This window comes from Cetobacterium sp. ZWU0022, assembly GCF_000800875.1.
In the GTDB taxonomy this organism is placed as follows: domain Bacteria; phylum Fusobacteriota; class Fusobacteriia; order Fusobacteriales; family Fusobacteriaceae; genus Cetobacterium_A.
In genome coordinates this window covers 24,246-40,927 of sequence record NZ_JRJZ01000165.1, presented here as the reverse complement: position 1 = coordinate 40,927, position 16,682 = coordinate 24,246, and the positions used below count along the sequence as shown (strand labels likewise).

Sequence of the window (16,682 nt, the reverse complement as noted above, 5' to 3'; positions counted from 1 at the left end):
ATTCTAAAAAATATTTTAGAAAAAACAAAATTATATACTTGACTTCATATAGTTAGTCTCTAGGCTTATTATACATCTAAAAAAAAACCATGTAAACTACTGTTTACATGGCCTAATAATTAATGACCGCAGCTACATCCACATCCACCAGATGCTTGACCTTTCTCGTCAACAAATCTAGCGATTTGATCTAATCCTACGTAAGATTGTGTTCCACTACATTTTTCTACTACTAAACAAGGTACAGATCTGATTCCATACATTGCTGCTAACTCTTGGTTTTCCATTGCGTTTATAACTTCTACACCCTCTGTATCTGCTAATAACTCTTTTGCTGGTCCACAGTATTGACAAGTTGGTGTTGTAAATAACATCATTCTCATAATTTCATTCCTCCATTTATACCTATTCTGTATATAATCATATAATATAAAACTTTAGTTTAAAAGTCAAGAATTTTATTTTTCATATTCTAATAAAATAATCGGATCCTCTATATAAAATGCAGGGCATCTCCACTGAGGCAAATTTTCCAAAACATACCCTTTTTCTTTTGTAGCAATCAGTATTTTTTTCTCGGCTTTATTTATTGTTTCCATACTCAAAGTTATTCTTTTATATGGATGATTTGAACTTTCAGTTATAAGAGTTGGTTCCTCTACCTCTACGTCATCTAAGGTAAAAATAGATCCTGTATGACCATCTTCGCCAACTCCTAAATAAACTGCATCAAACTTTATATCACCTTTAAAATATTTTAATAATCTTTTTTCATAGTCTATCTTAGAGTCTAATGGAGTTTTCAAAATCTCTACTTTATGGATATTTTTTTCTGGAATTTCTATCTTATCTAAAAGATTCTTTTTCAACAGATTATAATTACTATGTTCACTATCTAAAGGAACAAACCTCTCATCTACTAAAAATATATTTATCTTATCCCAATCTATATCCTCTTTCGATAATTTTGTAAAAAAATCTTTTGGTGTTCTTCCTCCTGAAAAAGCAATATTGACAACATCTTTTCCATAAGTCGTTTCTTTAAATATATCTATAGCTTTTTTAAATAAATCCACTTTTTTCGAAACCTTTATCAACCTCATAAAACTCACCCCTTATTAAAATATTTTTACTCTATATATTTTTCTCTATAACTTTCTTGATAATTATATTTCGGAGTTCCTTTTTTATTTTTAGCACCAACTAATGAATAACTACCATCTTTATTTTGTATTCTTAATTTTACATTATCTTTTAAAATATCCTTTAAAAATTGTGTAACTTTTTTTCTATCATCTTTATTTTCCAATGGAAATATCGTTTCAACTCTTCCATCTAAATTTCTTCTCATGCAATCTGCACTTCCTAAATATAGCTCCTCATCTCCATTATTTTCAAAATAATATATTCTATCATGTTCTAAGAATCTTCCAACTAAACTATACACTTTTATATTTTCACTCAACCCTTCAACACCACTTCTTAAACAACAAGCTCCTCTAACGATTAAAACAATTTCAACCCCTGCTTTAGATGCATCATATAACTTCTCAATTATCCCTTGATCTGTCATACCATTTACTTTTATAGTTACTTTTCCTGATCCACCTTTTTTTACATTCTCTATCTCTCTATCTATAAGTTTATATAGATTTGCTCTTAAATGTGTTGGAGCAACGATCAATTTTTTCCAATCGTCAATTTTAGAAAATCCTGTAAGTTTATTAAATAGATGACTAGCATCCACCCCCATCTCCTCATCTTTAGTGAAGAACGAGTAATCAACATACAATTTTGCTGTAGAATCATTATAATTTCCTGTTCCTAAATGGATATATCTTTTTATTCCATCCTCTTCTTTTCTAATAACTAAAAGGCACTTTGCATGGGTCTTTAATCCACTCAACCCATATATAACATGACAACCTGCTTCTTCTAGCTCTCTGGCCCATTTAACATTTCTCTCCTCATCAAATCTTGCTTTTAACTCTACAAGCACAGTTACTTGCTTTCCATTTTCAGCAGCTTTTTTCAAATACTTAATTATTGGAGAGTCTCCACTTACTCTATAAAGAGTCTGTTTTATAGCTAGAACCTTAGGATCTTGAGCTGAAACTCTAACCATATCAATTACATGTTCAAAACTTTCAAAAGGATGCCTCAACAATACATTTTTTTTAGATAAAACTTTAAATATATTCTCTCCTGCTAGTTCTTTATAGTATCTCGGAACATTTCTAGTAAACCTTAGCTCATCAGCCCCACTTACATCTACAACTCCCCATAAAAAAGTTAAATCAAGTGGCCCCAATACAGGGTAAAAATTATCCTCTTCTAACTCAATCTGTTCTTTCAAAAACTCTAAACTTTTTTTAGAAACCCCATCAATGTATTCAACTCTAACAGGATTTCCCCACTTTCTATTCTTTACCTCTTTTTCAATCTCTGAAAGCAAATCTTCAGCACCATTATTATCATCTATTCCTAAATCTTCATCTCTAGTTATTCTAAAATATCCGATATCTATTATCTCATATCCATTAAAAAGTTTCTTCAGATTATTTTTTATAACTTCTTCTAATAAAATGAAATTATTTCCACCTGGTAACTTTATCAATCTATTTATTACTCTTGGTACTTCTACAATTGCAAAAGATATACCATCTTTCTCTTTAACATTCAAAATCAAGTTTATAGCCCCACTATTTAGATGTGGAAATGGCCTAAATGTATCAATAGCCATTGGTGTCAAAATTGGAAAAATCGTTTCATTATAATAGTTCTCTATAAATCTTAACTCTTTTCCAGCTAATTCATCATAATTTTTAATTGAAACTTTTCCTTCATTTTTTATTTTTTCCATTATAGAAACATAATAATTATACTGCTTACTTACAACATCTGTAACCTCTTTTTTTATCATTAGTAACTGCTCTTTTGGAAGAAATCCAGCCATATCTCTTAACTCTAAATTTGACTCCTCTTGAGCTTTTAACCCTGCTACCCTAACTTTAAAAAACTCATCAAAGTTCGAACTTACAATGGCTAAAAATTTCAGTTTTTCTAAAAGTGGGTTTTCAGCACCTTCTGCTTCTGATAAAACTCTTTTATTGAACTCTATCCAGCTCAGCTCTCTATTGTAAAAATCTTTTCCAGTATAAACTACCATTACTCCCCAAACCTCCTATTTATTTTAAGCTCTATATCTAAATCAAACAAATATTTAAATAGTTTCGACTGTTTTTCAAAACTACTTTTCTCCATATAAAAATCTTCATCCGTATCCATCTCTATGAATAAAACATTTGATTCTAAATTAATCTTTTCATTATATAGCCTTTGCTTCTTTCCTCTATCTAAAGCTGTTGCAATCTTTATTATTGCTACTATCTTCAGCAATTTTATTAACTCTTCCCCTTTAAATTCATAGTTATAAAGTTCTTCTAGTTTTGCACTCGCAGTATGAGCTCTCACTATAAACGCTATTTTTTCAATAACCTCTTTATTTAATCCAAAAATTGTTGTATTTTCTAAAATATAAACCGAATGTTCACTATGATTTCTAAAAGCTATAGCCTTTCCAATATCATGAAGATAGGAAGCTACAACAAAATATCTATACTCCTCTTTTCCTAAAGAATGAAATTTTTTTAAACTATCTAAAAGCTTTAAACCTAAATCTTTGACAAATTCAGAGTGTGCTTTATCAAAATCAAATCTCTCTCCTAGTTCTACTACTGAATCTAAAGTTATTTTCCATAAAGTTTCATCAAAACTTTTTTTCAATTCTGGATAAAATTTTTCTAAAGCACAAATATCTTTTATATTAAAATCTAAAAACTTAATCTCTTTAATTTCAAAGTAATCACAGAAGCTTATTATTAAGCAAAGTGATATAACCATCAATTTGGCCATTGATAAAGTACATCCATATTTCAAAGCTATCTCGTTATATGAATGCTCTTGAATAAATTTTAATTTGTCTTTTAAATCAGATAGGGATATATCTTTAAGATCTTTTTTAGGAAATAGAATTTTTATTACCTTTTCTTCAAGTTCTCCTTCTAGAATCATTTTTTTTATAATTTTACGACCAATACCTCTTCTTACAAACTCTACATAACTCTCCATATAGTCGCATATAAAATCAAAAGCTTTTTTCGAGTTGATACCGTTCTCTTCTAAAATAGTGTATAACTTTTCAACTCCCAAATTAATATTTTCGTTTATCGAAAGTTCCCCTTTATAAAATAAATATACATTTGAACTAAATGATTTCATATTAAAAAATAATCGACTCTCTTTTTTTGAAAAAATATCTTTTTCAGAATATATAACTTTTTTTATAGAAAGATATGTTTTCTCACTTAAATCTATATTTTCTACTGGCAAATTCACTTTTAACTTTATTTGATCAACTAGCATTGGAAAATTATTTATATTTTTAAAAAAATCACTAAAAATAATTTTTTTCTCTAAAACACCATAATCTTTTGAAAGATTGTTCATTTTTTTTAAAATTTCACACATTTTTCTCATTTTTTCTAAAGATAACTCATTTTTTTCTCTCATCTCTTTAAATATATTTATATCCTCTGTTATCTTTTCTAAAACTCTATAGCCGTTCTCTTTTTTTTCATATATTCTCATCTCTATAAATGTTGAGTTAATCTCAATTACCGCATAAGTTAACATAACTTTCCCACCCTATTTCTTCAATTTAAACTTTAGCTTTTTATCAAATGTATTCACGAATTTTTTTTGAGAAATAAATAGATCAATGACTTTCAAGTCTTCCTCGTCTTTTTCTTTTATGTAAAATACTATTTCATCTTTGGTTATATCTACATCAAAGTTATGCTCATCTAATAACAAATCATCACTAAATATATTCGTTATATTCAATATTTTTGAAAGCATCATAAATTCATCAATCTCAGAGTCCTCAAAGATATCTTTATATTTCTCTAAACCTCTATATTTTTTATTTCCTCTAGCTACAATAATTGCTGCAGCAATTAATTCATTTTGTTCTACACCCTTTATCCCTAAGTTTAGTATCATATACGCAGAATGTAAAGGGTAGTTTACATAATTTATACATTTCCCTATATCATATAGATAAGTAACAATTTTAATTATCTTTTCATTTATTGAATTAAATCTATACTCTTCATTTAATTTTTCAAATATTTTCTTAAAAATTTTATATTGCTTATCTTTTGCAAAAGGATTTACATTTAGTATTTCAATTATATCTTTAAATCCATCTTCAAAAGGATTTTCTACAACTTTTCCACACTCACTTAAACGTTCATAGAGAACTCCTTCTCTAATCCCATATCCACTTATTATAAGCTCTTTTAATTTAAAATATGTCAACACCTCTTCTACAGCTATAGCAGCTCCAATAAACATATCTGCTCTAGCTTTAGACAATCCTTGAACATCTTGTTTTTCTTTATAATCTAACTCTTTTAATTTATTAACTACCTCTTCTACACCTTTGACACTAACTTTATAATTATGTAGAAGTTCTAATGGGTAGTTATTCATATACAAATGTACTCCTCCAATATTTCTAACTGTTCCCCCAACTCCTATCAATGGTAAATTCTTCAAGTTATCTTTCCAATTCACTACCTCAAATTGCTCTCTTATAAAATCTCTTAAAGTCGCTTCATCTTTTTTCCCCAATTTATCTTTTAAATCAACTACCTCTGATAGAGTTACTGCTCCAAAATTCAAACTAACTCTTTCTAAAGCTTCTCTTTCTTTAAAATGAACTATCTCTAAACTTGATCCACCCAAGTCTATAACCACGCCTTCTTTTATATCCAATGTGTTTATAGCCCCTTCAAATGAAAAGTATGCTTCATCTTCACCTTTAAATACAATCACATCTATTCCTGTAGTTTTAAGTATCTCTTTCAATAGTCTTTCTCCATTAGTTGCAATTCTTAAGGCAGCTGTTCCAAAAGCCACTATCTCATCTACATTATTTTTTAAACAAACTTTTTTAAAGAGTTGTATAGTTTTTAAAGCTAGATTTATTTTTTCTGGTTTTAACTCTTTTTTCTCGTTGATTCCTTCACCTAGCCTAATTGTTTCCTTTATATCTTCGATAGGTATAAAAGCTTTATTCGGCGTTATCTCATAAATAACCATTCTTATCGAGTTCGATCCAATATCCATTACACAAATTCTTTTTCTTAAGTTCATCCTACCCCTCCGATATTTTTTTATTTTTAAGGATTTACTGCTCAATTATACATATTCCTTTCAAAATAAAATTCAGTCTCTTTATTTTGATTTTATAAAAGGAAATGTTATCAATTATATGTACTCTAACTATATGATAATATAAATTAAAGGAGGCGTCTATGACTTCAAATAATAATTCTACAGATCTTGTTAATATAAGAGATCTTTTACCTGAAGATATTCCTATTCTTCCACTTGTTATAAGACCTATTTTCCCAAATATTTTAACTCCAATTGCATTTACTGGAGAGGATTTTTTACAAGCTATTAAAGACGCTGAAGAACACTATAACGGCTTCATTGGACTTGTTTTTGTTAAAGATATAGACGACAACGATTATTTCAATTCTACACTTTATGACGTAGGAACTGTTGTAAAAATTAATAAAGTTACCTCTATATCACAAGATTCTGTGCAAGCTATTGTTTTTGGAGTAGAACGTTTTAAAAAGAAAAAAGTTGTTATTGGAAACTCTAGAATCTGCTGGAAGGTTAAGTATAATAAAGAATCTGCTGATTCTTCAGTCGAATTAAAAGCTTATATGTTAGCTATTATGACCTCTTTAAAAGAGATATTTGAAGTTAATCCTATTTTAAAAGAAGAGTTAAAACTTTTAGTTTCACAAGCTTCATATGATCACCCTAGTATTTTTATAGACTTTGTTTCATCTATGCTAAAAGCTGAGGCTAAAGACTTACAAGAACTTTTAGAAGAGTTTAATATTAATAATAGATCCCAAAGACTTTTAACGATGTTGAAAAAAGAGCTAGAGATTTCTCAACTTCAAGCTAAAATATCTAAGCAGATAGAGGACAAAGTTAGCAAGCAGCAAAAAGAATATTTTTTAAGAGAACAATTAAAACTTATCAAACAAGAACTAGGATTAGAAAAAGATGAAAAATCAGCTGTTGTTGATAAAATTGTTGATAAAATAAATCATATTCATCTTTCATCTGAAGCTGAAAAAATAGTAAACGAACAACTTGAAAAACTATCTATTTTAGATCAAGGTTCACCTGAGTATCATGTGGCTAGAACATATGTTGAATCTATTGTTGAGCTTCCTTGGGGAGTTTTTTCCAAAGATAGATTGGATATTAAAAAATCTAAAATGATTCTCGATAGAGATCATTATGGTTTAGAGGATATTAAAAATAGTATCCTAGAGTTTGTGAGTACTGTCATAAAAACTGGAAATGTAAATGGCTCTATTCTTTGCTTAGTTGGACCTCCGGGAGTTGGTAAAACATCTATTGGTAAATCTATAGCAGAATCATTAAATAGAAAATTCTATCGATTCTCTGTTGGTGGAATGGTTGATGAAGCTGAGATAAAAGGTCATAGAAGAACCTATATCGGTGCAATGCCTGGAAAAATTATTCAATCATTAAAACTCGTTCAGACTTCAAATCCTGTGATAATGATTGATGAAATTGATAAAATTGGAAATAGTTTTAGAGGAGATCCTGCTTCTGCTCTTTTAGAAGTTTTAGATCCTGAACAAAATAAAGACTTTTTAGATCATTATCTTGATATCAGATACGATCTCTCTAAAATTCTTTTTGTTACAACAGCTAATCAACTAGATACTATTCCTAGACCATTATTGGATAGAATGGAGATTATTCATCTCTCTGGTTATATTCTTGAAGAAAAACTTCAAATTGCACAAAAATATCTAATTCCTCAACAATTAAAGGCACACGCCCTAGATAATAAAGAGATTACAATCAGTAAAAATGCCTTAAAATTTATAATTGATAAATATGCTCGAGAAGCGGGTGTTAGGACTCTTGATAAATGTATTCGAAAAATAATGAGAAAAGTTAATCTCAAAATTGCTGAGGGAAATACTGATAAAGTTAGAATTAACGAAAATAATGTCGAATCATATTTGGGAGTACCAATATTTACAACTGAAGAATTATACCAAAAAGAAATCCCAGGAGTAACTCTTGGACTAGCTTGGACCTCTCTTGGCGGTGCCACTTTATATATAGAAGCCACAAGTATAAGTAATAAAGATAGTGGCCTTAAACTGACTGGGCAACTTGGCGATGTTATGAAAGAATCTGCAGAAATAGCATACTCTTATATTCGTTCTCTTTTATTTAAAGAGGAGAAATACTCTCCAGAAATAAAAGAATACTTCGACAAAAACAGAGTTCATTTACATGTCCCTGAAGGTGCGACTCCTAAGGATGGTCCTTCGGCTGGAATTACTATGGCTTTAGCTCTTTACTCTTTAGCTACTAATACACCTATAAAAAAAGGTCTTGCTATGACAGGAGAGTTAACTTTAACAGGAAAAGTTCTTCCTATCGGTGGCGTTAGAGAAAAAACTATTGCTGCTAGAAGAGTTGGTATTTTCGAACTTATTCTTCCTAAAGATAATAAAAAAGATTTCGACAGACTTCCAGATTTCTTAAAAACTGGAATAACTGTAAACTATGTAGATTATTTCACTGATGTCTTAAAATATGCCATAAAATAGATAAAATAAAAGAATAGAAGTGCAAACTTTGCACTTCTATTTTAATTTAATCTCTTTTATAATCTCCCCACTTAAATCTTTTATATAGAAAATATCATTTTCAAATAATCCATAGCTATTTTTATTTCCACCTTTCGGAAGTGTGATTGAACCTGGATTTAATATATATATTCCATTTTGATACTTAGCTACTGGTAAATGTGTATGTCCATATATAAGTACATCCCCTTCAGATATATTTGGAATTTTCTCCTCATTATATATATGTCCATGAGTTGCAAAAATTCTTTTTTTCTCTAAAAATAAAACAGTATAATCACTCATAATTGGATATTCTAATAGCATTTGATCCACTTCACTATCACAATTCCCCCTAACAGCAATTATCTTGCTTTTATATCTATTTAACATTTCTGAAACCTCTTTTGGATTATAATCCTGTGGAAGAGGATTTCTTGGTCCATGATATAATTCATCTCCTAAGATTAAAAGATAATCAGCTTTCTCTTTTTCATAAGCTTCTAATGCTTTATTAAGATAATAGCTTGATCCATGAATATCAGATATTACAAATATTTTCATACTTTAAATCACCTCTTATTTTTTTCTAATTATATATTAATTTCATTTAAAAAAAAAGGAATTTATTAATTTATTTTTAATAATATCCTAGAAAAGGGTTGCCTTTTGAATAGTAAAATGGTATACTTCTTGTCGAGTATACTTTAAATTTGTGTATTCATACTTAATATTTTTAAGGAGGTTATTATGGCTCATAGAATTAATGAAGACATCTGTATCGGATGTGGAACTTGCGAAGCAATCTGCCCAGTTAGTTGCATTTCTGAAGTTGATGGTGGAAAAAGAAGAATCGACGAGGACCAATGTATCGATTGTGGTGCTTGTGCGGGTGCTTGCCCTGTTGAGTGTATCGCTCCAGCTGAGTAATAATATTTAATGAGAGATCATAAATGATCTCTTTTTTATTTTTCAAATCCTACTCTGTATACCGAATCTACTTAATTTCTATACATTTTTGTATTTTTTTATTTTTATGGTATAATAGTAATAAAAAATGCTTGGAGGTCAACGTGGAAGACAAATTTTTAATTGAATCTTTAAATAGCCTACTTAAAGATGATCTTTTTAAAATTTTAGCTAAATTTAATATAAAAATCGCTAAAAGTACTGTAAAAGGGAAAATTATAGAAAAAATTGTTGAGGCTTATGAAAGTAATTCAAATACTTTTTTAGAAGTTTTTTCTAAAGATACATTAACTTACCTTTCTCAATTTAACACTGAAAATCATAAGGTAAGCGAAAAAGACTTCTTCGAATATGAAGAGTTTTTATTACCTTTACAAAGTTTTGGATTTATTTCTAAAACTGTTGTAAAAGAAAAAGATAATAACCACTATGTTATTTCAACTTGGTTTATTGAAACAATAAACTCTTTATCTGAAAAAGATGAAAATAAATCACTTATAGATTTCTATCAAGAGTTAGAGATGCTAATTTTAGGAATGATTAGATTCTATGGTGTTATTGATGAACATAAATTGTTAGATCTTTTAACTCCTACATTTAATGATATCACTCTTGAAAAAATACATGCTTTTATTGATTCAAGATGGATTTTAAATGTATTTATCTCTAAATTAGAAGATTCTGGAAGCAAAACTATATATTTAATAGCTGATTCTGTATCTGAACCTGTAGATATTCTACATGAAACTATTAAGTATGAAGGATTAGAGTATAAAGTACTAAGTAATGATGAGTATAAAAACTACTGGAACTATTTCTACATCGAAAAAACTCAAGAAGTTGCCGATTTAATAGCTCTTTTAATGTCACATAAACTACAAGGTCCACAAATTGGTTTTGAAATTACAACTATTATTGACAGATTAAAAAATAATCTATCAGTTGAATCTATAGTTGAAGATATAAAAACTAGAATTACATTTGAAAACTCAAATGCTGAATCTATATTCTTAGCTCTAATAACTAAAATATCAAAATCATTACCTCTATGGATTTTAAAAGGTCACTCTTATACTGAAATATTTGGAGAAAATCAACCTCCTAGAACGGTTACTAAGATTGGAAGAAATGAAAACTGCCCTTGCGGATCAGGTAAAAAATACAAAAAATGTTGTGGAAAATAAAAAATAGGAGCTAGCTCCTATTTTTTTATTTAATTATATTTGGTTTAGTCAATTTCTATACCTTTATAGTATAGTATATTAAAGATTTTGTCAAGAAAATATTTTTATGCTTTAAAATAAAAAAAGGTTGGAAATTTCCAACCTTTTTAATTAATTAAAAACCTGGTAATAAAACTGAAGCTCCTGGTCCAATTGGTAATCCACTTAACATCCAAACTGCTAAGAATACTGACCATCCAATTAAGAACACTATTGAATAAGGAAGCATTACTGATATTAACGTTCCTAGTGAAGCTTTTTTATCGTATTTTTGCATGAATACAATTATCATTGCAAAATATGACATTAAAGGAGAAATTATATTTGTAGTTGAATCTCCTATTCTATAAGCTAATTGTGTAAATTCAGGTGAATATCCTATTCTCATTAACATTGGTACAAATACTGGTGCTAAAATAGCCCATTTAGCTGATGCTGATCCCATGAATAGATTTAAGAATCCTACAATTATAATGAATCCTATTACTAGTGGAATTCCACCAATTCCTGCAGCTTCTAAGAAATCTGCACCTTTTACTGCTAATATTGTTCCTAAGTTTGTATACCCGAAGTATGCTATAAATTGAGCTGCGAAGAATACTAAGACAATATATCCTGCCATTCCTTGCATTGATTTCGTTAACATATCCATTACATCTGAATCACTTTTAATTGTTCCTATTGATTTTCCATAAGCTAATCCTGGAAGAGCAAAGAATAATACGATTACTGGAACTAATCCATTTCCTAAGAAGTTATGTCCTAATGCTAAATAAATTGGTACTAATAAAACTAGCATAACTACTGTTGCTAATCCTGCAGATCTTAATGCTTTTTTCTCTTCAGGTGTAACCTCTTGGAATTCATTTCCACCCTCACCAGTATATTTTCCTAATCTTGGTTCTACTATTTTATCATTTATTAACGTTCCTAAGAATGTAATTATAAATGTTGATGCCATCATAAAGTACCAGTTTGCTGTAGGTGCTACATAGTAAGTAGGATCAAGTATTCTTGCTGCCTCTGTTGAAATTCCTCCTAGAAGTGGATCTATAGTTCCTATTAGTAGATTTGCTGAGAATCCTCCTGAAACTCCAGCAAATGCTGCTGCCAATCCTGCTATTGGATGTCTTCCAAATGATATAAATATAAGTGCTGCTAATGGTGGTAATACAACATACCCCGCATCTGAAGCTACGTTTGACATTATCCCTAAAAATACAACCATTACTGTTACTAATTTTTTTGGTGTAGAAAGTGCTACTTTCTTTAAAATAGCTGCCATTAATCCCGATCTCTCAGCTATTCCTATACCTATTATTGCAACTAAAACTGTTCCTAAAGGTGCAAATCCAGTAAAGTTATTTACCATTGAAGTAAATATATAGTTTACTCCTTCTTTTGTCATTAAAGATTTAGTAGCAATTACCATCTCTTCTGTTTTCATTGTTTTTCTATTGATTCCAACGAAATCAACTGACCAACCTAAGGCTCCACCTATTCCTGAAATAATTACAACCATTACAGCTAATATTGCAAATAATGTTGCTGGATGTGGTAAGGCATTCCCTCCCTTTTCAATTATATTCAAGAATTTGTCTATAAAACTCTTGTTTTCAGTTCTTTTTAATTCAGCTTGCATAATCCCCTCCATATTGATAATTTATTTTCATTTTATATCAAAATGCTTAATAAACTTTCCAGTATTGTATAAAGAATATCATACTTTTGTCCAAATGAAAAAGATTAATTTTATATATCTTTTATAAATAAAATATATATTGTTCGTCAATTCGTGCTTTTTATGAACGATTTTTTATTTTTTTAAAAAAATTTATTTTATTTTTTTAAAAGTTTTATCTAAAGTTGTTAAAACTTCACATGAGTTTTTTCCAACTAAAATGTCATCTTCTATTCTAACTCCACCAAAATCTGGAACATAAATTCCAGGTTCTATTGTTATGATCATCCCTTCTTTTAATACCTTATTTTCAGCTTTAAACGAGATTCCTGGGTACTCGTGTATTTGTAATCCAAATCCATGACCTAATCCATGACCAAAATTATCTCCATAGCCTTTTTGTTTTATAAAATCTCTTGCTATAGCATCTAATTCATGTACAGTAACTCCTTCTTTTACCGCTTTTATTGCTCTTTCATTTGCTTCTCTAACTATTTCATAAATTTCTAAGTGTTTTTCTGTTGGATTATCCCCTACATAGAAAGTTCTTGTTATATCTGAGGCATATCCCTTATAAAAACATCCATAATCTATTGTCAAAAAGCCTTCTTCTACTAATTTTTCACTAGCAACACCATGGGGTAAAGCCGATCTTTCATTAGATGCTACAATTATATCAAAAGAAGCTTTTGAAGCACCTAACTTTCTCATCTGATACTCTAACTCGGCTGCAATTTCTCTCTCTTTAACTCCAACTCTAATTTTAGACATACTTTCTTTCAACGCTTGCTCTGCAATTTTTACAGATTCTCTTATTATTTCTATCTCTTCTTCTGATTTAATCTCTCTCTCTTTTGTAAAAGTGTCATCTAAATATATAAATTCAACTTCAGGAAAATTACTTTGGAACAATTTAAATTGATCAAGTGTAACACTTTGATTTTCAATTGCTATTTTCTTTATTTTAAACTCTTCTAATAATTCTCCCACTTTTTTTAAAGCTGAGATATTTTCACAAATTAATTCAAAACCATTTTTTTCTACTTCACTCTTTCCTTGAGATACATATCTAAAATCTGTTATAAAAAATCTCTTATCTTTTATAGCTATCGCTACTCCTGTTGTTCCTGTAAAACCTGTAAAATATCTTACATTTAGTAGATTTGTTACTAAAATTGCCTCTACCCCTTTTTCATCCATTAATCTTTGTAACTTCATTTTTTAACCCCCTTAAAATATTATTTTTCCTCCAGCAATAACCAAATCATCACTATATATAACTAGATGCTGTCCTTTAGCATTTTGTGGATTCTCCTCTTCGTATTCTAAATATATCTTTTTATTCTCTTTAATTACTTTTCCATAAAAACCTAAACTAGAAAACCTGGGTTTTACGAATACTCTCATCTCTAAAAGAGTTTCTAATGGAATTTGAGTTTTAAAATCTGCTAGTTCAACTTTTTTTCTATATAACTCTATATAATCACCTAAAATTATCTCATTTTTTTCTGGAATAATATCTATGATAAAATATACTTTTGAAAATAGAACTCCCAATCCTCTTCTTTGACCAATTGTGTACAACTGATATCCTTGATGTTGTCCTAAAACATTCCCATTTTTATCAACATAATTTCCTGGCTCTATTTTATCACCTAAAGCTTTTTTTAAAAACTCTAAATATCCTTCTTTTGCAAAGCAAATACCCTGACTATCTTTTTTATCGTGAACTTTTACTCCATAATTTTTAGCTTTCTCTCTTACCAATGTCTTTTCATACTTTGCTAATGGAAACATCATTCTCTCTATTATTTCTGAATCTATTCTATATAGCATATAACCTTGATCTTTTCTTATATCTTTTGGTTTTTTAAATAAGCTTTTTTCAAATCTATTATCCCTACTTACCTCACAATAGTGACCTGTACCTATGTAGTAAGCATCTTTTGAATTTGCAATTTCAATCAGCTTCTTCACTTTTATGATCTCATCACAAACTACACACGGAGACGGTGTCATTCCTTTTGAATATTCATCAATAAAATATTTTACAATTTTTTCATTGAATTCATCTACTATATCTAAAATAATATGCTCTATATCTAACTCTTTTGCTAAAGATATAGCATCCTTCAAATCCTGTGACTCTCTTTGCTCTTTGCTCACAACTAAAGTCACACCTATAACTTCAAAACCATCCTCTTTTAACATATATGCCGAAGTTGAAGAATCAACTCCACCACTCATTCCTAATACTATTCTTTTTTTATTCATATACTCCTCTATTTTTTTGCTATGTGAATTGAACCAATATTATATCTCTTTATTTCATTTCCTACAAATACCTCAAGAGTTCCATCTTCTAAAATATCTCCAGCAATTCCGCTCTCCTCTTTATCGAATGTAACAATATCAATTCTTCTTCCATACAGATAATTTACTTTATTTATTTTTTCTAGAATTTCTTTCCAACTTCCATTTTTAAACTCTTTAAAATTTTCAAAAAAATCTGAAACTATAGTCATTATAACTTCTTCTAGGTTATATTCTTTTCCTGTTTTTTCTCTTAATGACATACCTCTATCTTTAGCTTCTTCTAAATTTAAATTATTAACATTAAGTCCAATTCCAATTATATAGTGATCTTTTATTTTTTCAACCAAAATTCCACTTATTTTTTTCTCTTCTAAATATAAATCATTTGTCCATTTAAATTTATAATCTAAATTCTCTATTTTTTTTAAAGAATATAATAAAGAATACCCTACTAAAAGTGGAAGTTTCATATACTCATCTTCAGATATTTCGAAATCATGCTTTAAAGCAAAAGAAAATAGTGCTGCTCCTTCTGTTGAAACCCACTTATTTCCTCTTCTTCCTCTTCCAGCATTTTGAACTTTAGCTATTGCTAAATCTTTCTCTAATATATCATCTTTCTCTCTTAAAAATCTATTTGTTGAATCTATCTCATCAAATCTATATATTCTCATTCTTTCTCCTTAAAATAAAAAATTAGGCAGAACTCTGCCTAATTTTTTTAGTCGTTATATCCTTCTGGATTTTCTTTATGCCATTTCCATGCTGTTTCAATTATTGATTCTAACGAAGCATATTTAGGTTTCCATTTTAATTCGTTCATAGCTTTTTGAGAACTCGCAACTAATTTTGCCGGATCTCCAGCTCTTCTAGGAGATACCTCAGCTGGTATTTCATGCTTTGTAACTTTTCTAGCTACATCTATAACTTGTTTAACCGAGAATCCCTCTCCATTTCCTAAATTATAAATTGTACTATCTCCACCATTTTTTAATCTATCTAATGCTAAAATATGAGCATCAACCAAATCCATTACATGAACATAATCTCTAATACAAGTTCCGTCCTCTGTTGGATAGTCATCTCCATATATTCCTATTTTTTCTCTTTTTCCTAAAGCCACTTGCAAAATTATTGGAATTAGATGTGTTTCAGGACTATGGTCTTCTCCAATCTCTCCTGTTGGATATGCTCCAGCTACATTGAAGTATCTAAGAGCTGTATATTTTATTCCGTAAGCATAGTCATACCATTTTAATAGTTTTTCAACCATTAATTTACTTTCACCATATGGATTTGTTGGATTTGTTTCATCCGTTTCAAGAATTGGAATATTTTTTGGTTCTCCATATGTTGCCGCTGTAGAAGAGAAAACTATATTTTTTACTTCAAACTCTCTCATTATATTTAATAAATTCATAGTTCCAAGAACATTATTGTCAAAATATTTAGCAGGATTTGTCATACTTTCTCCAACTAATGAATCTGCAGCAAAATGTATAACTCCTTCTATTTTATTCTCTTTGAATACTCTTTTTAAAAATTCTATATCTCTTAAATCTCCTAATGCTAACTTTATATTCTCAGGTACTGCTTCTACATGCCCCGTTTGCATGTTATCTAAAACAACAACCTCTCTTTTTGCTTCTAATAAAGCTCTAACCGCATGACTTCCTATATATCCGGCTCCACCACAAACTAATATTGCCATCTTTC

14 protein-coding genes are annotated in these 16,682 nt (G+C 29.2%); 3 read left to right on the top strand and 11 right to left on the bottom strand.

Annotated elements, in window-relative coordinates; genetic code table 11:
* Nucleotides 1-119: 119 nt before the first annotated feature.
* The 5 genes from L988_RS11680 to L988_RS11660 form a co-directional block, all read right to left on the bottom strand.
* Nucleotides 120-383, bottom strand: coding sequence for a glutaredoxin domain-containing protein (locus L988_RS11680; protein WP_052191840.1), 264 nt, complete (start codon nt 381-383; stop codon nt 120-122).
* Nucleotides 384-458: 75 nt separating this feature from the next.
* Complete coding sequence (gene pgl, locus L988_RS11675) at nt 459-1,103, bottom strand: 6-phosphogluconolactonase (RefSeq protein ID WP_052191839.1); 645 nt, start codon at nt 1,101-1,103, stop codon at nt 459-461.
* A gap of 26 nt (nt 1,104-1,129) precedes the next feature.
* Entirely contained in the window at nt 1,130-3,169 is a 2,040-nt protein-coding gene (gene ppk1 / locus L988_RS11670) for a polyphosphate kinase 1 (protein ID WP_052191838.1), read from the bottom strand.
* The gene (locus L988_RS11665) at nt 3,169-4,695 is read right to left on the bottom strand and encodes an HD domain-containing protein (protein WP_047384465.1); all 1,527 of its coding nucleotides are present in this window, start codon (nt 4,693-4,695) and stop codon (nt 3,169-3,171) included. The genes ppk1 and L988_RS11665 overlap by 1 nt, the downstream gene beginning before the upstream one ends.
* Before the next feature lie 12 nt (nt 4,696-4,707).
* Nucleotides 4,708-6,222, bottom strand: a complete 1,515-nt coding sequence (locus L988_RS11660; protein ID WP_047384462.1) for a Ppx/GppA family phosphatase — start codon at nt 6,220-6,222, stop codon at nt 4,708-4,710.
* A gap of 161 nt (nt 6,223-6,383) precedes the next feature.
* Between L988_RS11660 and lon the strand changes: the two genes are divergently transcribed.
* Nucleotides 6,384-8,759 (top strand): endopeptidase La, encoded by a 2,376-nt coding sequence (gene lon, locus L988_RS11655; RefSeq protein ID WP_047384461.1) that lies wholly within the window; start codon nt 6,384-6,386, stop codon nt 8,757-8,759.
* 36 nt (nt 8,760-8,795) lie between these two features.
* On the opposite strand, the gene yfcE is transcribed toward lon, so the two are convergent.
* Nucleotides 8,796-9,341: a phosphodiesterase gene (yfcE, locus tag L988_RS11650; protein ID WP_047384459.1), complete on the bottom strand. Its 546-nt coding sequence runs from the start codon at nt 9,339-9,341 to the stop codon at nt 8,796-8,798.
* Between the two features lie 186 nt (nt 9,342-9,527).
* On the opposite strand from yfcE, the gene L988_RS11645 reads away from it, so the two are divergent.
* Together L988_RS11645 and L988_RS11640 are read left to right on the top strand one after the other, a co-directional pair.
* Entirely contained in the window at nt 9,528-9,707 is a 180-nt protein-coding gene (locus tag L988_RS11645; protein WP_023049759.1) for a 4Fe-4S binding protein, read from the top strand.
* A 143-nt stretch (nt 9,708-9,850) separates the two neighbouring features.
* A complete protein-coding gene (locus L988_RS11640) occupies nt 9,851-10,930 on the top strand; it encodes an SEC-C metal-binding domain-containing protein (protein ID WP_047384457.1) in 1,080 nt (359 codons plus the stop codon).
* 154 nt (nt 10,931-11,084) lie between these two features.
* Here L988_RS11640 and L988_RS11635 read toward each other — a convergent pair whose 3' ends face one another.
* From L988_RS11635 to galE, 5 genes are all read right to left on the bottom strand, one after another.
* Nucleotides 11,085-12,611, bottom strand: a complete 1,527-nt coding sequence (locus L988_RS11635; protein ID WP_047384455.1) for an AbgT family transporter — start codon at nt 12,609-12,611, stop codon at nt 11,085-11,087.
* Between the two features lie 192 nt (nt 12,612-12,803).
* Complete coding sequence (locus tag L988_RS11630; RefSeq protein ID WP_047384454.1) at nt 12,804-13,868, bottom strand: aminopeptidase P family protein; 1,065 nt, start codon at nt 13,866-13,868, stop codon at nt 12,804-12,806.
* 12 nt (nt 13,869-13,880) lie between these two features.
* A complete protein-coding gene (gene mnmA, locus L988_RS11625) occupies nt 13,881-14,924 on the bottom strand; it encodes a tRNA 2-thiouridine(34) synthase MnmA (protein ID WP_047384449.1) in 1,044 nt (347 codons plus the stop codon).
* An 8-nt stretch (nt 14,925-14,932) separates the two neighbouring features.
* Entirely contained in the window at nt 14,933-15,640 is a 708-nt protein-coding gene (locus L988_RS11620; protein WP_047384448.1) for a biotin--[acetyl-CoA-carboxylase] ligase, read from the bottom strand.
* 47 nt (nt 15,641-15,687) lie between these two features.
* Nucleotides 15,688-16,677 carry a UDP-glucose 4-epimerase GalE gene (galE, locus tag L988_RS11615; protein ID WP_047384447.1) on the bottom strand — a complete coding sequence of 330 codons (990 nt, stop codon included), beginning with the start codon at nt 16,675-16,677 and terminating at the stop codon, nt 15,688-15,690.
* Between the last annotated feature and the right edge of the window lie 5 nt (nt 16,678-16,682).